The sequence below is a fragment of the Streptomyces sp. NPDC055140 genome, from assembly GCF_053607285.1.
On record NZ_JBSGTG010000032.1, the window covers coordinates 38,146 to 56,922 of the forward strand.

17 protein-coding genes and 2 pseudogenes are annotated in these 18,777 nt (G+C 68.0%); 9 read left to right on the plus strand and 10 right to left on the minus strand.

The window, feature by feature from the left end:
* Positions 1-100: 100 nt before the first annotated feature.
* Together ACWFR4_RS39585 and ACWFR4_RS39590 are read right to left on the minus strand one after the other, a co-directional pair.
* Positions 101-961 (minus strand): DUF427 domain-containing protein, encoded by an 861-nt coding sequence (locus ACWFR4_RS39585; protein WP_453656494.1) that lies wholly within the window; start codon positions 959-961, stop codon positions 101-103.
* A gap of 575 nt (positions 962-1,536) precedes the next feature.
* Positions 1,537-2,406, minus strand: a complete 870-nt coding sequence (locus ACWFR4_RS39590; protein WP_453656495.1) for an alpha/beta fold hydrolase — start codon at positions 2,404-2,406, stop codon at positions 1,537-1,539.
* A gap of 543 nt (positions 2,407-2,949) precedes the next feature.
* Here ACWFR4_RS39590 and ACWFR4_RS39595 point away from each other — a divergent pair.
* Entirely contained in the window at positions 2,950-3,465 is a 516-nt protein-coding gene (locus ACWFR4_RS39595) for a CGNR zinc finger domain-containing protein (protein WP_453469491.1), read from the plus strand.
* 83 nt (positions 3,466-3,548) lie between these two features.
* Here ACWFR4_RS39595 and ACWFR4_RS39600 read toward each other — a convergent pair whose 3' ends face one another.
* Positions 3,549-4,256, minus strand: coding sequence for a TMEM175 family protein (locus tag ACWFR4_RS39600; RefSeq protein WP_453656496.1), 708 nt, complete (start codon positions 4,254-4,256; stop codon positions 3,549-3,551).
* Between the two features lie 650 nt (positions 4,257-4,906).
* On the opposite strand from ACWFR4_RS39600, the gene ACWFR4_RS39605 reads away from it, so the two are divergent.
* Positions 4,907-6,667: an MOSC domain-containing protein gene (locus tag ACWFR4_RS39605; protein ID WP_453656497.1), complete on the plus strand. Its 1,761-nt coding sequence runs from the start codon at positions 4,907-4,909 to the stop codon at positions 6,665-6,667.
* 84 nt (positions 6,668-6,751) lie between these two features.
* Here ACWFR4_RS39605 and ACWFR4_RS39610 read toward each other — a convergent pair whose 3' ends face one another.
* Complete coding sequence (locus ACWFR4_RS39610; RefSeq protein WP_453469705.1) at positions 6,752-7,042, minus strand: hypothetical protein; 291 nt, start codon at positions 7,040-7,042, stop codon at positions 6,752-6,754.
* Between the two features lie 69 nt (positions 7,043-7,111).
* Positions 7,112-7,666: a hypothetical protein gene (locus ACWFR4_RS39615; protein ID WP_453656498.1), complete on the minus strand. Its 555-nt coding sequence runs from the start codon at positions 7,664-7,666 to the stop codon at positions 7,112-7,114.
* 371 nt (positions 7,667-8,037) lie between these two features.
* Between ACWFR4_RS39615 and ACWFR4_RS39620 the strand changes: the two are divergent.
* Both ACWFR4_RS39620 and ACWFR4_RS39625 read left to right on the plus strand, forming a co-directional pair.
* Positions 8,038-8,262: pseudogene (locus tag ACWFR4_RS39620) on the plus strand (alpha/beta hydrolase fold domain-containing protein); the annotation flags it as partial.
* A 53-nt stretch (positions 8,263-8,315) separates the two neighbouring features.
* On the plus strand, positions 8,316-8,720 hold the full coding sequence (locus ACWFR4_RS39625) for a nuclear transport factor 2 family protein (RefSeq protein ID WP_453469993.1): 405 nt from the start codon (positions 8,316-8,318) through the stop codon (positions 8,718-8,720).
* A gap of 151 nt (positions 8,721-8,871) precedes the next feature.
* Here ACWFR4_RS39625 and ACWFR4_RS39630 read toward each other — a convergent pair whose 3' ends face one another.
* Both ACWFR4_RS39630 and ACWFR4_RS39635 read right to left on the minus strand, forming a co-directional pair.
* On the minus strand, positions 8,872-9,021 hold the full coding sequence (locus tag ACWFR4_RS39630; RefSeq protein WP_453469994.1) for a hypothetical protein: 150 nt from the start codon (positions 9,019-9,021) through the stop codon (positions 8,872-8,874).
* Between the two features lie 36 nt (positions 9,022-9,057).
* Positions 9,058-9,489, minus strand: a complete 432-nt coding sequence (locus tag ACWFR4_RS39635) for a DUF7144 family membrane protein (RefSeq protein ID WP_453656499.1) — start codon at positions 9,487-9,489, stop codon at positions 9,058-9,060.
* Positions 9,490-10,180: 691 nt separating this feature from the next.
* Between ACWFR4_RS39635 and ACWFR4_RS39640 the strand changes: the two genes are divergently transcribed.
* From ACWFR4_RS39640 to ACWFR4_RS39650, 3 genes and pseudogenes are all read left to right on the plus strand, one after another.
* On the plus strand, positions 10,181-11,056 hold the full coding sequence (locus tag ACWFR4_RS39640; RefSeq protein WP_453656500.1) for a universal stress protein: 876 nt from the start codon (positions 10,181-10,183) through the stop codon (positions 11,054-11,056).
* Positions 11,057-11,102: 46 nt separating this feature from the next.
* Positions 11,103-11,417: pseudogene (locus ACWFR4_RS39645) on the plus strand (ATP-binding protein); the annotation flags it as partial.
* Between the two features lie 145 nt (positions 11,418-11,562).
* Positions 11,563-11,874 (plus strand): transposase, encoded by a 312-nt coding sequence (locus ACWFR4_RS39650; RefSeq protein ID WP_453656501.1) that lies wholly within the window; start codon positions 11,563-11,565, stop codon positions 11,872-11,874.
* A 76-nt stretch (positions 11,875-11,950) separates the two neighbouring features.
* Here ACWFR4_RS39650 and ACWFR4_RS39655 read toward each other — a convergent pair whose 3' ends face one another.
* Entirely contained in the window at positions 11,951-12,697 is a 747-nt protein-coding gene (locus ACWFR4_RS39655; RefSeq protein ID WP_453656502.1) for a phosphotransferase family protein, read from the minus strand.
* Positions 12,698-12,944: 247 nt separating this feature from the next.
* On the opposite strand from ACWFR4_RS39655, the gene ACWFR4_RS39660 reads away from it, so the two are divergent.
* Positions 12,945-13,580, plus strand: a complete 636-nt coding sequence (locus ACWFR4_RS39660; protein ID WP_453656503.1) for a maleylpyruvate isomerase N-terminal domain-containing protein — start codon at positions 12,945-12,947, stop codon at positions 13,578-13,580.
* Positions 13,581-14,136: 556 nt separating this feature from the next.
* Here ACWFR4_RS39660 and ACWFR4_RS39665 read toward each other — a convergent pair.
* On the minus strand, positions 14,137-14,826 hold the full coding sequence (locus ACWFR4_RS39665) for a FadR/GntR family transcriptional regulator (protein WP_453656504.1): 690 nt from the start codon (positions 14,824-14,826) through the stop codon (positions 14,137-14,139).
* Positions 14,730-15,800 (minus strand): NAD(+)/NADH kinase, encoded by a 1,071-nt coding sequence (locus ACWFR4_RS39670; protein ID WP_453656505.1) that lies wholly within the window; start codon positions 15,798-15,800, stop codon positions 14,730-14,732. The genes ACWFR4_RS39665 and ACWFR4_RS39670 overlap by 97 nt, the downstream gene beginning before the upstream one ends.
* Positions 15,801-16,492: 692 nt before the next feature.
* Here ACWFR4_RS39670 and ACWFR4_RS39675 point away from each other — a divergent pair.
* A complete protein-coding gene (locus ACWFR4_RS39675; protein WP_453656506.1) occupies positions 16,493-18,706 on the plus strand; it encodes an MMPL family transporter in 2,214 nt (737 codons plus the stop codon).
* The last annotated feature ends 71 nt before the right edge of the window (positions 18,707-18,777 follow it).

The window sequence follows — 18,777 nt, forward strand, 5'->3', positions numbered from 1 at the left end:
GTCGGCGCACGGGAACGGCTTGCCAGCCCGGCCTGACATCTTGCCGTGTGCCATCCCAGGTGTTCGAGTTCCGGGATGTGAGGACGGGTGCTCGTCAGGGTCAGTGGGCTTTGACCTCGTCGACGTCCAGGCCGCGGTCGACGCCGTGGGGGACGACGTTCTGCCCAGACTCGGGATGCAGGCGCGTGCCATCGAGAGAGACCTCGACCCTGTCCGCTTCGAATGACACCAGGTCGCTGATCCGGTCGACCTCCTGGTAGGGGTTCGTGTACGACCAGGCGGCGCGACGCGCGTCACCGATGTCGTAGTAGTTGCACAGGCCCTTGTAGGGACAGAAGGTCTGGCCGTCGACGGGGTGCAGCTGGATCTGGTCGATGTCGGCGCGCGGGACGTACCAGCGCGGGGCGAATCCGGACTCGAAGAGCACGAGGGGGTGCTCGGAGCGGGCGATGAGTGTGTCGCCGAGGCGGACTTCCAGGGTGCGGGAGGTGTTGCGGATGTCGATGCGGTGGTACGGGTCCGCGGCGTGTCCCAGGATGCGTTCGTCCTCCTCGTAGAAGGCGTCCATCGCCCGCCAGGCGAAGGCGATGCGGCCCTGGAGGTCGGCGGCGTACCCGGGCAACGCGGTGAACTCCCAGGCGGCGCGTTCGGTGGTGCGCTCTCCGGCGTGCACGGCGTACCAGGCGGTGTCGCCGAGGTCCTTGTGGTGGGTGACCTTGCTACTCGGGATCAGGGACTGCTCGTCGACGTCTTCGCGAGGGAAGTAGGCGACGGGGTACCGGCCCGGCTCGTGGAGCAGGATCACGTTCTCGCTGTCCGCGATCCAGGTGTCGTTGAACTTCACGCGCATGCGGCGCCGCAGCCGCTCGGCGAACAGGAGGCGTTCGGGGAGCGGTTCGGGGGTGAGGAAGTGTCCGATCGCGCCGGCGGAGAGAGGGCCTTGCTGCCAGGACAGTCCCATGGCGGATTTCCTTCCGGGTGCGGGCGGGGGCGGTGCGTGGGTGGACGCACCCCTGACGGGGCGGTTGTTGTCGACGGTCAGGGCGTGAAGGAGCAGCGGTAGACGTGGGCTTGGGCCGACGGAAGCAGGTCCAGACGGCCTTGCCCTTGCCGGTGAGGGCCCGCACTCCCCAGTCGTTGCAGAGCTCCAGGACGATGCGCATCCCCAGCTCGGCTTCCCCGCTCGGTGAGGCAGGCGGGATGCGGACGCGGAAGTAGCGCGTACTGTCGTGGATTTCGACGTGGAGGCAGTGTGAGTGCCGGATGAGGCGGACCAGGTGGGCGCAGCCGTCCGGGCTTCCGTGCTGGACGGCATGGCCAGCCAGTTCCGAGGCACAGGCCCGGATGTCGCCACCGCGTTGGCAGCCGCCCAGCTGTCGAGGGCCTGCATCGCGAAGTCGCGGGCGGCGCGCACGGTCTGCGGGCTGGCGCTGAAGGCGTGTCGGGTGAGGTGTCGCATGGTGGGTCCTTTGCCGGCTGCGGCGGTAGAGGGCTATGCGATCCGCCGCCGTCACAGCCGCCCCGGCACCCTGCGCATCAGGCGAGGACACGGGCCAGGAAGTCGCGGATGTGCTCGGTGATGGTCCCGAGGTGGCTCTCCAGGGCGAAGTGCCCGGACTCGAGCAGGTGGATCTCCGCGTCGGGCAGGTCCTGGGCGAACGCCTCCGCGCCCGCGGGGCCGAAGATCTCGTCGTTCGCGCCCCAGACCGCCAGCAGCGGGACCTGGGAGTCGCGGAAGTACCCATGGACCTGCGGGTAGAGGTCCACGTTGGTGGGGTAGTCGCGGAAGAGCTGAAGCTGGATCTCGTCGTTGCCGGGGCGGTCCAGCAGCGCCTGGTCGTGGACCCAGTTGTCGGGGCTGATCAGGCTGGGGTCGGCGACACCGTTCACGTATTGCCAGCGGGTGATCTCGGGGGTCAGGGCGCCGCGCATGGGGGCTTCGGTGTCCGGTCCCGGGGCGTGGGCGTAGGCGAAGACGCCGTCCCAGAAGGGCTTGACGAAGCCCTCTTCGTAGGCGTTGCCGTTCTGGGTGATGATCGCGGTGATGCGGTCCGGGGACTGGAGGGCGAGCCGCCAGCCGATGGGAGCGCCGTAGTCCTGCACGTACATCGCGAACCGGTCGATGTCCAACTGCTGGAGCAGGCCGGAGGTGACCTCGGTGAGGGCGTCGAAGGTGTACGGGAAGTCGTGCAGGGCGGGCATCGCGGACTGGCCGAACCCGATGTGGTCGGGGGCGATCACGTGGTAGCGGTCGGCGAGTGCCGGGATCAGATGACGGAACATGTGCGAGCTGGTCGGGAAGCCGTGCAGCAGCACGACTACGGGTGCCTGGGGGTCGCCGGCCTCCCGGTAAAAGACCTCAAGGCCGTTGACGGTGGCGGTGCGGTGGTGGACTGCAGAGCGCATGTCCCTAACCTCTCTAACTAGCTTCACTGGTTATATGTAGAGTCGAGCACTTGGAATCTAACCTGTCAAGATGGTTTTGCAGGTTAGATTGAGGTGGTGTTCGGGGCGCCGCCGCGCCGGGGCGGTAGGACGTCGGCCTGTCTCAAGCCTCCGCCCGTGAATGGTCATCAGCCAGCGCACCGCCCACCTCAAGTGCTCGGGGAGTCGACGTCCGCCCGCGTCGGCTCGGCTCTGTGGGCTGTCATCACCGGCTGGCTTGAGGTGTCCGGGCCGGCCTGGTATTCGTGCGAGCGGCGGTCCGGCGGCCTGCATGATGAGCCCGCGCGGCGCACGCGTCCGGCAGCGTCGTATGGCCAGGCGCAGGATGCAGAACTACTCCTTGGGTACGGTCCGGGTCGGACGGGGGCTGCCCTTTCTGTCGCGGCTGGTGACCGTCCGGCTGGTGCGGCGCCCGGGCCGAACCTAACCAGTAAAATGAAATTCTCTGGTTAAGATGAGTACGCTCGTAGCGCCTGTCAAGTGATCCATCCGTTAGGAGGTGCGATGGTGGCCGACCAAGAGCAGCAAGACGCACTGCTGGAGCTCCTCAACAGCACGCCGGTGGTCAATGGCGTCGTCCAGGACAAGCTGGCAGATCCGGAAGAGGCCAGGTCCTGGCAGCAGGTCCACGGTGGCACCGGAACTGCGGACGAGTTGCGTAGCCTCCTGCAGGCGCGCGATGCCCTTCAGGACGTGGTGCGCGGCAGTCGGCCCGCAACGTCGCTGGCCCCGCTCCTGAAAGACGTCACCTCCCGCCCGCACCTCTCGCCTGAAGGAGTGTCGTGGGAGGTGAACGGCCCCGCAGAGCGTCAGATGGCGGTGGAAACGGTCATGGCGTGGAGCGCGGTGCAGCGGACGATGCCCGGACGGCTAAGGCCGTGTGCCAACCCGGAATGCCGCCGGTTCCTCATCGACCGCAGCAAGACCAACAAGGCCCGCTGGTGCTCGATGGCCGTCTGCGGCAACCGTATGAAGGCACGGCGCCACTACCAGCGCACACGCGACGCCGCAGCCGAGTAACACCTACGGCAGTCGGTCGGTGCCGGTGAACAAACCCGATCCGCGGTCCTCCCGGAAGGCAACGCCGGGGAGGCCGTCGGCGCTCACGTCGGATGTCCACGGTGACGCGGGCGCTTCGCCGAGGGGATCTCGCCCGCGATGGGAAGCCAGTAGTAGAGGATGAAGGCGGCGATCACAGCCAGGCCGAGTACGGGAAGCAGGGCTCCGAGCAGCGTTCCGATGGCGAGCCAGACAAGGGCGAGCAGGAAGCGCTGGCTGATGGCTGCCACGCCGGCTGAATCGATGGTGGCGGTGAGCAGTCTGCGGTCACGACGGACGTGCCACCAGATGACATTGAACAAAATGGCCAGGAGTTCGAAGGCCGCGCCAAACAGGACGACAGCGGTGCGCTGCCCGTGTCCGTCGCGGAACGTCTCGGCCAGCACGGAGGCGGCGAACGGCAGGAAGGCGACGTCCATCAGCAGCACGGTGTTGAGGAAGAGCACCACTCGGTCGGCGCTGCGGATGTGGTCGAACATGATGTGATGGTTGGCCCACACCTGCCCGATCAGCAGGAAGGCCAGGACATAGGCCAGGTAGGACGGCCAGAGCGCGGCAAGGCCATGCAACAGGCTGCGGGTGTCGTGCGGCGGGCGGATCTCCAGGACGAGCAGCGTGATGGCGATGGCGAGGACGCCATCGCTGAACGCAACCACCCGGGCAGGATCGCGCTCGACACCGAACGACGTCGCCCCGCCTCCTGGCCCATCCGATCCGTGAACAGGCTCTGTCATCGCCCCAGCCTCCGGCACCGTACGCCCCAACGCACGCAACCCCGGGCCGTTTCCCCGGCGGTGCAAAGGCCACAGTTGCTCAGCCCGCTGCCATCGGTTCGAAGCCCGGAACTTACAGAGGAGCAGAAGTCGGATGCGGCGGCTCCACCTCACGAGGGACGAAAACCGCGCTCCTGCAGCGTCCACGCGTTGTCGTCGGGGTCGGTGAACTCGGCGACGCTCCGGGGTCGACGCCGGAATCGAGGCAGCCCTGCCACGTGTCGAGAGGCACATTGTGCCTGATCTCCCCGACATCCACGCCGCGCCCCGCCAGCTCGGGACTGTGCAGCTTCAAGATCAGAGACCATCAGGTACAGGCCCTTCACCGAGCCAGGCCCGGCGTCGGTGAGACCCACTCCGATCTGCACCGAGCACGCGGAGCCGGGAGGCGTCAGCTGCACGACACGGAAATCGGGACGGTGCCCATGATCCACGTCCAGGTTGAAACCCAGACGCTCGTATAGAAGAGCGGTCGACGTCGCTCATGGGCAAGATGGCGACCTCGAGCATGTACTCCATGGAATCGCGGCGGCGCCGGGCGCCGGCACGAGAACTAGGATCGGCCCTGGCGCACAGATCACAGCGCCATCAGGGGCTGCCCAGGCCGGCCACCCCGCAGGAGGTCCGCAATGGCGACGCTGCTGTCCGTCAACACAGGTATGCCCAAGGACGTGTCCTGGCAGGGCAGGACGGTCCACACCGGAGCCTGGAAGGCCCCCGTCCAAGGACCCCGCATGGTCCGGCGGCTGAACGTCGATGGAGACGGCCAAGGAGACCTGGCTGGGCACGGCGGCGAAATCAGAGCCGTCCTCGTCTACCAGCTGCAGTCCTACCAGCACTGGCAGAAGCACCTCGGCCGCGACGACCTGACCTTCGGGATCTTCGGGGAGAACTTCACCGTCGACGGTCTGCCCGACGACGAAGTATGCATCGGCGACCGATACCGTATCGGCGAAGCCGAATTCGAAGTCACCCAGCCCCGCGTCACCTGCTATCGCGTCGGCATGCGTCTGGGCGAACTCACCATGGCCTCCCTCCTGGTCGCCCACCACCGCCCCGGCTTCTACCTGCGCGTGATCAACGAAGGACGGGTCCAGGCCGGCGATGAAATCACCTTGACCCGCAGGGGCCCCGAAGAACTCAGCGTCGCCGACACCGACGCACTGCTCTACCTCCCCGACCGCGACCCCGCCAAGCTGCGCAAAGCACTGAACATCCCCGCTCTCAGCCCCGGCTGGCAGCAGTCCTTCCGTGAACTCGCCGCCGCCCAGCAGCCCCAACAGGAACCGGGGTGGCCAGGCGAACGCGCCAGCACCCAGCAGCCCAGAGAAGAACCGGGATGGCCCGGCTTCAAGACCATGCGCGTCGCCCGCATCGTCCCCGAAACCCCCACCATCTCGTCGATCTACCTCACCACCACCGACGGCACGCCCCTACCCGAGGCACGCCCGGGCCAGTACCTCTCCATCCGCCTCACCGTCGGCGAAGCCGCCCCCGCAGTGCGCAGCTACTCCCTGTCCTGCGCGCCCACAGTCGACACCTACCGCATCAGCGTCAAGCACGAGCCCCACGGGAAAGTCAGCAGCTACATCCATGCCACGCTCCACCCCGGTGACCTCGTGGACATCGCCAGCCCCCGCGGAACGTTCGTACTCGAAGAAAGCACCCGCCCGATCGTCCTCCTCTCCGCAGGGATCGGTGCCACTCCCGTGCTCGCCATGCTCCACCAACTCGCCGCCACACGAGACCCACGCCCCATCTGGTGGATCCACACCGCCCACGACCGCACCCACCACGCCTTCGCGGAAGAGACCAGGGCGCTCCTGGCCCAACTCCCCAACGCCCACGAGCACATCTACTACACCGCCGAAAACCCACATCCCGACGTGCCCCACATCAGCCAGGGCCGCCCGACCGGCCAATCGCTCAGGGCCACGGGCATCCCCACCGACGCTGACGCCTACCTCTGCGGACCACCCGCCTTCATGGATGACCTCGGCGGTTTCCTGCTCGATCACGGTCTGCGCCCCGAGCAGATCCATAGGGAGCAGTTCAGCGCTCTCCCCGCCATCAACCCCGGCGTCACACCCACCGCCGCGATCCGGCCGCACCAACCACCCGGTCCCACGGGCACCGGCCCCCTCATCACCTTCGCCCGCAGTGGCATCACCGCTCCATGGTCACCCGCTCACGCATCCCTCCTCGATCTCGCCGAAGCCTGCGACGTCCCCACCCGCTGGTCCTGCCGCACCGGCGTCTGCCACACCTGCATCACGCACCTCGTTGCAGGCGACATCAGCTACACCACCCCACCCCTCGAACTCCCCGAGCCCAGCACCATCCTCGTCTGTTGCAGTCAACCGACCACCGAAGTCGTCCTCGACCTCTGATCGGCCGTCAACGGCCCGTCACCAGAGAATGCGGAATCCACACATGCGCCGACGCAAGAACACCGCCGAGAGACAGCTCAGCCACTAGTTGAGAGAACTGACCAGGTCAAAGCCGATAGCGCCGGACCAGACAGCATGCGGCATGAGGGACCTCGGAGACGTACCCCGAGACCTCAGCGGTTCGGGGTAGACCAGTACGGCACGCTGCTCGCCGCCGTGCCGGGCAAGGTCGCCTTGCCCGTCGCCGTCCAGATTGAGCGACCGCGCCATCAGTGGCCCCGCCACGGGTTGCTTCCAGACGCCGGTGCGGATGGTCTTGCCATGCCAGGCAACGTCCTTGGGCATGCCGACGTTCATGGCGATCAGCGTGGCCATACGACATCCCTTCGCTGAGCCGCGGACCGCACCGACCAGATGGAGCTGGATCCGGGCCGCGGGGCGCGTTCACCCGTTGGGATGAGTCCGGACGCAGAGGGTGCGTGCCTTGCCCAGGATCCAGAAGACGGTCCCGGTCGCGGCGCCGTAAGCCAGGTGGGGGCCGAGGTCGTCCGCGAGGGTCTTGCGGTTGTACTTCCAGATGGGCTCGTAGAGCCCCGCGATCGGCAAGGTGATGTAGCCACTGATCCAAACGACCGCGCCGAACGGCACGCCGTAGACCCCAGAGGGCGGCTTGCGCGCCGAGCCGGCGACTACGCCGTAGAGCGCCCCGTAGGCCGCGCCGTACGACCAGTGCATGAACGTGCTGACCGGCCAGGCCGCGGTATCCGGGAGTTCGCGCTGGGTGAAGCCCTCGATCAGGCGCTTGCCGACCTGCCCGGGATCCGGAGCATCCTTCCAGGTGCGGACGGGAGCGAACTCCCACCGCAGGGGATTGCGCTCACCACCGGACCGGCGCTGCCGCAGGAACCGAACCGTGTCCATGCACACGGTGCCGACCAGGCCGGCGGTCAGACCCGACGCGATCGCGCTGAGCGGAGTCAACTGCTTCGGAGTGCGCATTCTGCAACGCTCCTGCTGGTTTTGGCGATACGGGGCCGATAAGCGCGACGTCCCGCGACCCGGCGACGCCGACATCTCCTCCTAGGCATGCTTACACGCACACCGTCACGGCACGATTCGGGGTGGGAAGGCCGTGGGGTGGCGGCCGCGTTGTGTCGTGACCCCGAGGATCGCCACTGACTCGCCGCTGTGCGTTTGCGTCCGGCGGTGCGCGGTTCGAGTGTTGAGTCGAAAGGGCCGCACGCGGGCGTTGCTGTTGCGTGAGCGGCCCGGGGCCCTGCTCCAGCGCACGTCAGGAGACTTGATCATGGCTGCGGTGTCCACCCCGCCCGCTCCCGTGCTGGAAGCGGCCGCGAAGCAACTGGCCGAGCGGCCTGCCGACAGCTCTCGTGATCACCGTCGAGGCCGACGTACTGCGCGATGAGGGAGGATCCTACGCCGCCAGGCCGCGCGAAGCGGGGGTGGATGTCACCGCGGTGCGGGTCCTCGGGATGGTGCACGACTTCCTCATGCTCGACAGAATGCGTGACGCCTACGGCGCCAGGGGCACCCGCCACCTGGCCATCGACGCACCCGAGACCGTGCTGGACAACTGAGGAGACGCCGTCGGCGCAGAGCGGCGAACTCTGCGCCATGAAAGGAGAATACGATGGATCCCGATATCCGGACCAGGGCCGCGGTCGAGGAACACTGGCGGGCATCGGAACGCGGGGATACCGAAGCCGAGCACGCCATTTATGCCGCGGACGCGATCCTCGACTACCCGCAGTCAGGTGAAAGGTTCCGAGGCCGCGCGACGATCGTGGCGCAACGCGGCGGGCACCCTGCCAGTCGGCACTTCACCGTCCACCGAATCGTCGGCGGCGGGGATCTCTGGGTGAGTGAATGCGTCATCACATACGACGGGGTGCCCAGCTACTCAGTGAGCATTATGGAATTCGCGCACGGGCAGGTGGTACACGAGACGCAGTACTTCGCCGACGCTTTCGGTGCGCCTGAATGGCGGACAGCACTCGCGGAGCCGATGCCGGGCAGGGATATTGCCACGGCTTGATCCTGGGCCAGGTCGCAATGCAGGCGCTCGCGCGTGCTGAGCTGCTCCAGGACCGGTCCGAGCCGAGGAGTGCCGGTCCTGCCGCCGCGCCAGGCTCGCTTCAGCCCGGCCGCCTCGGCGGCGGTGAGCACCGTCTGGGCGGCGCGTACGGTCAAGGCGCTCCCGACAGGCCCGCGCCGAACGCCTTCACACCGGCCGACCACCGCGCGCGTCGGTGCTCCCCCTCGTACAGGGACTCCAGCGGGGACGCGACGACATCCACGAAGCCGTCCTCGGCCTCGCCACCTGCCTCATCACGCACCGACACCCGGCCCGCCCGGCATGCCTCCGTCTGGGTTCACCGACCTGCGATGGTCGTGGGAGAGGACCTGGCCAGCGACCACACGATGAGGAGATCGAGGGCCATGATGGTGATGGCCCAAGCGGGGTAGTACGGAATGAACATGAATTGGGTGATCAGGCTGATCGCCGCCACGGCGATGCCGGCCCCGCGCCCCCAGGTCTTGCCGGCCGCGACCCCTAGGCCGGCGACGACGAGGGCCACGCCGATCCAAAGATGAATCCAGCCCCACGCGGTCAGATCAAACCGGTAGGCGTACCGAGACGACGCGAACACGGTGTCGTTTGCGATGCCGGATGCGCCCATCAGAATGCTTAGCGGCCCGCTCACCAACAGGGCCACCACGGCGAACAGGGTCGCTCCGGTGATCACTTCGCTGCTGTCGGGGCTCTCCGGCCCCCGCGGCACCTTGTTGGGCATTGCTGCCATGCCGTGGCCTTCCTGTCCGGCGCGGCGACTGAGGACACCGCCTGTGCGAGGCCAGCCGCGCTCCTGTGCCATCTTCACCTCAGTCTTGCGGCGTCGCGACTGCAATCCGCCATGCGCGGACCTCGGGCTCCTACCGCCGGTGCTCGGCCTCGGGCGGGAGCCGGAAGCGGCCAAGGCAGGCGTAGCCGGTTCCGGCTCTTCCACCTCGGCGAATATGTGGTGGACCGTGACGGCGGAGGCGCTTGCCTTGGCCCTTGCCAGGTGTCGCGTGCTGATGACGTGGTTCCGGGCGGTTGCTGGGCCATTTCGGATACGGCGTAGAGCGGGGGCGGTCGGCGTGTGATTGACGGCGAGATACGACGGGTCGGCGACGGCACCGACGACGCCCGTCACGGTCAGCGCTCCGGTACCTGGATCTACGTCGGCCAGGACGATGCCGCGCCCACCTGCCGAGGTGACGAGCGGATCCAGGCCAGCCCCATGCCCTTGTCATCCACACGGCCTCAGCCCTGCCGCACGCGTGGCGACACCAGCTGCGGTCTCGTGGCTGCTGCTCCGGGCGACGCGGACGCCGTCGCGCATTCAGCAGCTTGGGCGCTGGGCGCCATGCGCTGCCGCCCAGTCCTGTGGCAGGGACGCGTCGGCGGGGTCAGGCTGGGAGCAGGGGACCGAGTCAATCATGGGAGGCGCCGTGGGCAACCTGGTCGTCGTGGGGGTGGATGGTTCGCCGTCCAGCCTCGCAGCGGTGGAGGTGGCGGCTCGAGAAGCGCGATGGCGGCGTGCCGAGCTTCGGGTCGTGTATGCCCTCTGGCCAGTGATCACGCCCGGGCCCGTGCCGACCGCCACTGCGCCCTTAGGCCCACTCGAGGGAGTGTTGCCGGACGAGGTCGAGAGCGCGCTGACCCAGGCGCTGCATCGTGCCGCCAGCGTGGCACCTCAGGTCGAGATCACCCACGACGTGGTGGCCGGCGAGGCGCTGACGGTGCTGGAGGTTCAGTCGCGTGACGCGGATCTGGTGGTCATCGGATCCCGGGGCCGGGGAGGCTTCGTCGGGATGCTGCTGGGATCGACGGCGGTTTACCTGACTGCCCACGGCCACTGTCCGGTGATGGTGGTGCGCGGGGAACCGGACGCCGCCGGGCCGATCGTGCTGGGCGTCGACGGTTCGCGGACCGGCGAGCAAGCGGTCGATTTCGCGTTCGCCGAGGCCGCGCTGAGGGGTGCTGAAATCGTCGCCCTGCACGCATGGACGCCGGACAATGTGCCCCTGCCGCTGGCTCCGCCGCAGTTGGCGGACGTGCCCCAGGTGGGCGCAGTCACCGAGAACGAGGAACGTCTGTTGGCACAGGCACTCGCGGGTCGTCAGGAGAAGTACCCGCAGGTCTCGGTCAAGCATGAACTGGTGCTCGGCGTGACCCACGAGGCGTTGATCGAAGCGAGCAGGACCGCCCAGCTCGTGGTCGTCGGGGCCAGGGGGCGGGGCGGCTTCACCGGGTTGCTCTTGGGATCGGTCAGCCAGGCACTGCTGCAACAGGCTCACTGCCCTGTCACCGTCGTCCGCGGATGACGCGCTTTCCGTCAACGACCCAGGACCAAAAGTCCGGGCTTGCACACTCGACTACACCGGCGGCTCACTGGTGATGCCCATGACCGTCCTGGTCGAGGCGTACTGGCGCGAGATCAGCACGGGCCTCGCCCAACACGCCATCCCAGTACGGCACTTCGTCCTCCACGCCGACCAGGACACCCTCCGCGGTCGCATCGAAGGGGACACCGTCATGGGTCCCTCCTCATTCCGACTCGCCTACCTAGAGCCCTACGCCGAGGCAGCCCGTACCTGGCTGCACACCGAGGCCGAAGTCATCGACAACACAAACCTCACGCCTGCCCAGGCCGCCCTGCAGATCGCGGAGGCCGTCAAGAGTTGAGGTTCACCTGCCACGCGGAAGCAGGCGCAGATGAAGGAAGCCAGCGGGTTCCAGGATTCTGAGTTCGTTATCGCGGGAACCTGCTGGGGCAGTTGGCTAACGACTCCTAACAAAAGGAGGTTTTTGGACCTCCGGGAATGACGGCGTGTCAGTTCTCGTTGATGCTGGCCGAAGGGGGAGCGAGCCAGTCGAGACGAGGAAGACCGCTGCCAGACCGTGGGAGATCGACGACGAGTTGTGGGCGCGGATCGAGCCGCTGCTGCCGGTCGTCCCGCGTAATCCGCGGCGTCCAGGTCGTAAGCGTCTGGATAGTCGCAAGGTGCTGTGCGGGAGACTGTTCATGCCGTACTCCGGGATCCGCTGGGAGATCCGCGACGACATCCACCACGCGTTCGTCACCCTCGGCTGCGCCGTCATCTGCTGGCGACGACTGCGCACCGCGCTTTGTCGAGAGTGAGGGCAGGCGATGCGCCCCAGGGGATGGCCTGCTCGATGCGTCGCAGCGCACTCCCAGCAGTCGGGCCCGCGCAGCCTCACATCCGGGATCTCAGCACGTCGACCTCACAGCCCGGCGCGAACGGGTCGAAGCCGTGCTCGATCAGCCAGCGAACCACCAGCAGGCTTCGCAACGACCACCACGCGTGGATCACGTCGAGGTCGATGTCGGTGCCATAGCCGGCGACGACGTCGTCGAGGTGCTCCTCGTGGCCGAGCGTGAAGGTGGCGAGGTCGTACAGGGCATCACCCTGGCCCGCCTCGGACCAGTCGATGATGCCCGTGACCTCGTCGCCGTCGACGAAGACGTGCGCGATCTGCAGGTCGCCGTGCGTGAACGCCGCAGTCCACGGCCGGAGCGCGGCCTCGGCGACCTGGCGGTTGTGGGTGACCAGGTCGGCGGGCAGGACGCCGTTCGTCACGAGCAACTCGCACTCGTCGTCGAGTTCCGCCGCCAGCGCGACGATGCTCCGGCCGGCCCGGCCGGCCCGGGGCGGCAGCGGCGCGTCGTGCAGCTTCCGGATGGCGGCGCCCGCCGCGGTCCACGCCGCCGGCGACCCGGTCGACGGCCCGCCGAGGCGCCCAAGCGTCGTCCCCGGGAGCGCGGCGATCGCGAGCACAGGCGGCTTGCGCCACAGGACCTCCGGGGTCGGGACCGGCGCGAGGGACATCGCCTCGACCTCGACGTCGATGCGCGCCTGATCGGCGTCCACCTTCAGGAACACGTCGCCGACGCGCAGGGTCGCGCGCTCGGAATGGGCGACGACGACTTTGACCTCATCCATGGGCGACCAGTATCCCGGGGATGACCGCCGACGTCGCCGGGATTATCGCGTGTGATTACGCGCCTGACCGCGTCCCGCTACCCGGCGGCCTCGTGCGCGACACCAACCCCTGACCAGGTCAAGTCCACCACTTTTGTGAGGAGTTGAGTCCTGACTGGGAGGCGGGTTCCGGTCAGGGAGCCTTCTCACGGGCTGTGCCGCCCTGTTGCCGGCCCGCATACTGGGGCCAGTCGATGATGGGGGTCTGATGAGCCTCACAGACGCATACCTGGATACCGCGGCTCAGGCGGTGACCTTGCTCGGTGCGCCGGAAGTCGCTTCTTGCTGGGAGAAGGCCAGCGCGTTGACGGACATGACCGTCGGCGGCTTGGCCGGTCATCTCGCGTACCAAGTCTTCAGCGTGACTCCGGCCCTGCAGGAACCCACGTCGCCCGAGGCGCCGATCCCGCTTCTCGAGCACTACGCCCGCGCCGCGTGGATCGATGCCCCACTCGACGGTGAGGTGAACGTAGGCATCCGGGCGAAGGGCGAGGACATCGCGTCCGAGGGCGCCCAAGTGCTGCTGGAGCGCGCCCGCGCGGCACTTGTCGAACAGAAGGTTGCCCTTCCGGTGGTTCGGGATGGCTGGGTCGTGTTCATGCCCCAGACGGGGTGGGCTCTGAGCCTCGACGACTTCCTTGTGACACGCATGATGGAGCTCGCCGTTCACATGGACGACTTGGCCGTCAGCGTGAATATCTCTGCGCCGGAACTCTCGACCACGACATTTGAGCCCGTGCTGACGTTGCTGGCCGGACTCGCCGCCCGCCGCCACGGTCAAGCAGCGATGCTGCGCGCTTTGGCCCGCGCGGAGCGAGCCCCATCCGCGATCAACGCGCTCTGAGCCGTTCAGGCCCCGGTTGGATCGATCGTGAAGTACTCGAGGTGGGCAGCACGGACGGGTCTGATGCACGATCGGGTGACACGCGGCCTTCGGGTCTCCCACATGAGGGCGACACGAAGCGTGCCTCAAATGCGGGGCCGGACGGCCGCGAGGTGCCGGCGGCGGGCGATGTCTGTGTGAGGGGCCGCGGGTGGTGCGGTCAGTCCGACACCCCGGGCATGGCGCGAGCGTAGGACGGGGCCGCGCACCTGGCTGGTGCAGGCAGGGACCGGTACGTGCCTTCAGGATTTGTCGGCTCTCATGGGTCCGCAGTCATGGATGGGGCAGGACGATGGTGACGACGCACCATGCACGTGAGCTAGCTGCAATTCGAGCGTGCCGTCATCTCCGTCGTCCACCGTCGGCGCGCACCACAGGTCGACGCCTTTGGCATACATCGCCGTGCGGAAGAGCGGCATGCAGTTCGCCCAGCGGATAGCCGCGCCGATGCGGGCGCGGCCGGTGTCGATGACGGAATGACAGGGCTGCTTCTCGGCCGCGGCCTCGACCAGCTCGTTCAGGAGTTTTGTGGCGAGCCTTCCCCGTCCGCCGGGTTCATCGACTCGCGCAGGCGTGCGCTCGCCATCCGCATGTGCTCGGCCATCGCGCGGTCCGCGGCTTCCGGGTCCCGGTCGCGGATGGCCTTGAGGACGGCGTCGTGCTCGCACAGCGTGCCGCTGACCGTGCCCTCGATGTCGCTGACGCGCTCCATCCACACCTGGAGCAACGCACGGATGCTGTGCAGGATGTCGCTGAGGGCCGTGTTGCGGGCGATCGTCGCGCACCCCAGGTGGAAGGCGATGTCGGCGTCGATGAATGCCTTGACGCCGCTGCCCGCCTCCCGCATGTGCCGCAGATGTTCCTCCAGGCGTGCCACGTCCGCGTCCGTCGACCGCTCCGCGGCGAGCCGCGCTGAGACGCCCTCCATGTAGGTGCGCACCTCGACGAGGTCCTGGGTGCGGCGCTGCCCCGGCATCAGGCCCCGGTTGATGGCCCGCGGCAGGAACTCGGAGGTGCCCTCGCGAAGCACCGGAGGCCGCATGGGACGAGGGCCAACGGGCCTCTTATGTGAGGGGGCGTCAGACGGCCTCGGCGGGGCGCCTGAGGCCGTCACTGATCGAGGGAAGGATCCGGAATCGGCAGCATCTCGAGATGGGCGAGGTCCGCGGGCGGAGGCGTGGAGATGGACCACAGCCGGGGCGGGCATCCGTCGGCGACGGCGGCCGGGGCGTCGGTGAGGTTCATCCTCTCGCGCAAGCGGCCGTAGAAGTCCATCGATGCGAGGCGTACGGCCCGCAGGCGGCGTGGGGAGGCATACACCGCGATCCAGTCGCCTGGATCCAGCACGCCTCGGAGCTGGCCGTCGATGCTGACGGCCGCCTGCCCGGACCGTTCGAGGATGCGCAGGGCGACGGGTTCGTCGAGGGCGGCGACGATGGACCGGTTGAACGCCATGTGCGGGGCCACCGGTGTGAAGACGAGGGCGTCGGCGCGGGGTGAGACGACGGGCCCGCCGGCGGCGAAGCTGTAGGCGGTCGAGCCAGTCGGGGTGGCCACCAGTAGCGCGTCGGCGGAGTAGGACGCCAGCAGTCGGCCGCAGATGTAGACGCCGACCGACACCTGGCGGTCCCTGGTGAGCTTTTCCACGACGATGTCGTTGAGCGCGGTGACGTTCAAGGGGGTACCCCACTCGTCGTCGCCCTTGAGGTCCGGGTGTACCGGGGGCGGCCGCATCAGTCGCCCATGGCCGTACTGCACCCAGTCCTCCACGTCCTTGGGAACCTCCAGGCGGTGCGAGGCCCGCAGCGCGAGCAGCATGCGACTGTCGACCTCGAATCGTCCCTCGTGTACCGCGTCCAGCGCCGAACGCACGTCCTCGGCCGACACATCCGTCAAAAATCCCACGCGCCCCAGGTCGACTCCCAGAACCAGCGCATCGTCCTCCACGGCGAGCCGTGCACCGCGTAGGAAGGTGCCGTCGCCACCCAGCGTGACGATGAGATCGGGATGGTCGGCGGCATCGAGCTCCGTACGGTCGTCACGAGGCCCACCGTTGCGCCACACATCGATGTCCGTGGACCGCACGGCGTTCTCATCGCACCATGCACGGACGACCCGACCTGCTTCCACGGCCTCCGCGCGCCCGCCGTGAACGACCAGGCCGACTCGGCTCACCGACAATTTCGCCTCCGGAGGTGACCGCGTGCCTCGACCGATCCGGCCGGCCGCGTCTCGTTATGACTGCTGCCCCGGTGAGTGCAGCGGTCACGACGGCGAGGTCGGCGCGCGCCGCGCCGACCGGACGCGCTTTTGGCTCGTACGGCTCATCGTGTTCCGCGGCCACGGCTACGGGCGAGCCCTGTGGGGCCGCGATGCATCGGGGCCACCAGCATGGCGCCGACTATCAGCTGCTCCAGACCGAGGCTGGTCGTGCATCTGACCGTTTTTGTGCTGCCGAAGGGCTTACGTCGCTCGGGTTTGTGAGCCATAGGGAAGCGTGACCGAGCTTCTGCGCTGCTGCTTGGCCGTCTACAACTTGCCGAGCAAAGAGCCGCTGAACTCGTCGACCGGGTCGGAAACTGGCTGTTCTATGGCGGCAATGAGTGCGTCAGAAGTGGGCGGGGGAAGTGGCCAGCCGACCCCCTCGAGCACTACGCCGCTCGCGAGGTGTTCTACCTGGTCAGACGCGCATGCCGTCGCCACCATGGGGGCTGCGTGGATCGATCGGGACTTCCGTCGTTGTCTGGCAGGCCCTCTAGTGCTCCTCCTACTCAATATTCAGTAGGTCGGTTGTCTGCAGCCGCATGACGACGTGAGAGGACTGTTTCGCGAGGCTGAAGGGGTTCCCGAGAGAAGAAGTGGAGTCCCCTTCCATGGCGACATTCCTGTACCGGCTAGGACGTGCGTCCTTCAGCCAGCGCCGATACGTGGCGCTGTTGTGGGTCGCCGTACTGGCGGCGGTCGGCATTGCCGCAGTCACTGCCCCTGCGGCCCCTGACGACTCGTCCTCCATGCCCGGTACCGAGTCCCAGAGGGCCTTCGACCTCATGGACGAGCGATACTCCGGGGCAGCGGCGGACGGGGCGAACGCCCAGATCGTCTTCGTTGCTCCTGGCGGGCAGAAGATCACTACGAGTGACAATCGACGGGCCGTCGAGAAGACGGTGTCGGCGGTGTCCGACGACGGGCAGGTCACGTCGGCGAGCGATCCGTTCAGGACGAGCGGAGTCAGCGACGACGGTACGACGGCGTACACGAGCGTCTCGTACAAGGTGGGGGCCGACGACCTCACCGACACGAGCAAGCAGGAGCTGCAGGAAGCCATCGACGAGGCCCAGGACGCCGGCCTGACGGTGGACGCTCGCGGCTCTGCCGTGGCGGGCTCGGTCGAGTCCGGCGGCATCGGCGAGGTAGCGGGTGTCCTGGTAGCCGCGCTGGTACTGCTGATCACGTTCGGTTCGCTGGCCGCGGCGGGTGTGCCGTTGCTGACCGCTATCCTCGGCGTCGGCGTGAGCATGGCCGCGATCATGGCGCTCGGCAGCGCGCTCGGGCTGTCCTCGTCTACCGGCACGCTGGCGACCATGCTGGGCCTGGCGGTCGGTATCGACTACGCGATGTTCGTCATGGCCCGCTACCGGGAGGAGCGCGGCAAGGGGCACGCCCCGAAGGAGGCGGCGGGTCTCGCCGCAGGGACGGCCGGGTCCGCGGTCGTCTTCGCAGGGCTCACCGTCATGATCGCGCTGGCCGGTCTCCTTGTCGTCGGTGTGCCGTCGCTGACCAAGATGGGGCTCGCGGCCGCGGGCGCGGTCGGTGTCGGCGTGCTGATCGCGCTGACCCTGGTCCCGGCGTTCATCGGATTCTGGCCCGACGCGGTGCTCGGGCGTCGGGCGCGCAAGGGCAAGAAGAAGCCGAAGCAGACAGGCCGCGTCGGTGCGGCCTGGGCACGTTTCGTACTGCGCCGCCCGCTTCCGGTGCTGCTCCTTTCGGTGGTCGGCCTGGGCGTGATCGCCGTACCGGCGATGGACTTGCAGCTGGGTATGCCGGGTGACGAGGCGAAGGCGGCGTCGACCACGGAGCGGCGGGCTTACGACGCCCTGGCCGATGGGTTCGGCCCCGGCTTCAACGGGCCGCTGACCGTGGTGATCGATGCGAAGCCGGCCGACGATGCGAAGACCGCGGTGACGGATGTCTCCGAGGATCTCGCCGGCACCGAGGGCGTGGTGTCCGTCTCCCCGGCCCAGTTCAATGAGGCGGGCGATACGGCCATCGTGTCGGTCACCCCGTCCACCTCGCCCACCAGCGAGGAGACCAAGGACCTGGTCAACACCATCCGGGATGAGCGCTCCGGCATCGAGTCGAAGACCGGAGCCACGTACGAGGTCACCGGCACGACCGCGGCCAACATCGATATGGCTCAGAAGATGAGCGACGCGCTGATCCCGTACCTCATCGTGGTCGTGGGCCTGGCCGTCCTGCTCCTCATGGTGGTCTTCCGCTCGATCCTGGTTCCGCTCAAGGCCGCCGCGGGCTTCCTTCTCTCGGTGCTCGCCTCGCTCGGCGCGGTCGTCGCGGTCTTCCAGTGGGGCTGGGCCGCCGACCTGCTCGGTCTCGAGCAGACCGGCCCGATCATGAGCATGATGCCGATCTTCCTGGTGGGCATCGTCTTCGGCCTGGCCATGGACTACGAGGTCTTCCTCGTCTCGCGGATGCGGGAGGCGTACGTCCACGGGGAGCGCCCCGGGCAGGCGATCGTGTCCGGGTTCCGGGCCAGCTCCCGGATCGTGCTGGCGGCCGCGCTGATCATGACGTCGGTCTTCGCCGGGTTCGTCACCGCCGGAGAGTCCATGGTCAAGACGATCGGATTCGGCCTGGCCATCGCCGTTCTCTTCGACGCCATCGTGGTCCGCATGGCCTTCGTGCCTGCCGTGCTCGCCCTGCTCGGTGACCGTGCCTGGTGGCTGCCGCGGTGGCTCAACTGGCTGCTGCCGAAGGTGGACATCGAGGGCGAGGCACTCTCCCGACGCACCGTCGACCCGGGCAGTGACCAAGCCGCCGAGGCCGACGACCGCACACCAGCGGGCGTCTGACCTCCACCCCCTCCGTGCCCGACAGCGCAGAAGCTGCCGGGCACGGAGGCATACGTTCCTGCCAGCGGGCA

Bases quoted from the DNA above. Each gene is read 5' to 3' on its own strand.
- ACWFR4_RS39595 (WP_453469491.1), top strand. From the start codon at position 2,950: ATGGTGGCCGACCAAGAGCAGCAAGACGCACTGCTGGAGCTCCTCAAC.
- ACWFR4_RS39605 (WP_453656497.1), top strand. From the start codon at position 4,907: ATGGCGACGCTGCTGTCCGTCAACACAGGTATGCCCAAGGACGTGTCC.
- ACWFR4_RS39660 (WP_453656503.1), top strand. From the start codon at position 12,945: ATGAGCCTCACAGACGCATACCTGGATACCGCGGCTCAGGCGGTGACC.
- ACWFR4_RS39585 (WP_453656494.1), bottom strand. From the start codon at position 961: ATGGGACTGTCCTGGCAGCAAGGCCCTCTCTCCGCCGGCGCGATCGGA.
- ACWFR4_RS39675 (WP_453656506.1), top strand. From the start codon at position 16,493: ATGGCGACATTCCTGTACCGGCTAGGACGTGCGTCCTTCAGCCAGCGC.
- ACWFR4_RS39625 (WP_453469993.1), top strand. From the start codon at position 8,316: ATGGATCCCGATATCCGGACCAGGGCCGCGGTCGAGGAACACTGGCGG.
- ACWFR4_RS39635 (WP_453656499.1), bottom strand. From the start codon at position 9,489: ATGGCAGCAATGCCCAACAAGGTGCCGCGGGGGCCGGAGAGCCCCGAC.
- ACWFR4_RS39615 (WP_453656498.1), bottom strand. From the start codon at position 7,666: ATGCGCACTCCGAAGCAGTTGACTCCGCTCAGCGCGATCGCGTCGGGT.
- ACWFR4_RS39610 (WP_453469705.1), bottom strand. From the start codon at position 7,042: ATGGCCACGCTGATCGCCATGAACGTCGGCATGCCCAAGGACGTTGCC.
- ACWFR4_RS39590 (WP_453656495.1), bottom strand. From the start codon at position 2,406: ATGCGCTCTGCAGTCCACCACCGCACCGCCACCGTCAACGGCCTTGAG.
- ACWFR4_RS39655 (WP_453656502.1), bottom strand. From the start codon at position 12,697: ATGGATGAGGTCAAAGTCGTCGTCGCCCATTCCGAGCGCGCGACCCTG.
- ACWFR4_RS39665 (WP_453656504.1), bottom strand. From the start codon at position 14,826: ATGCCCGCCCCGGCTGTGGTCCATCTCCACGCCTCCGCCCGCGGACCT.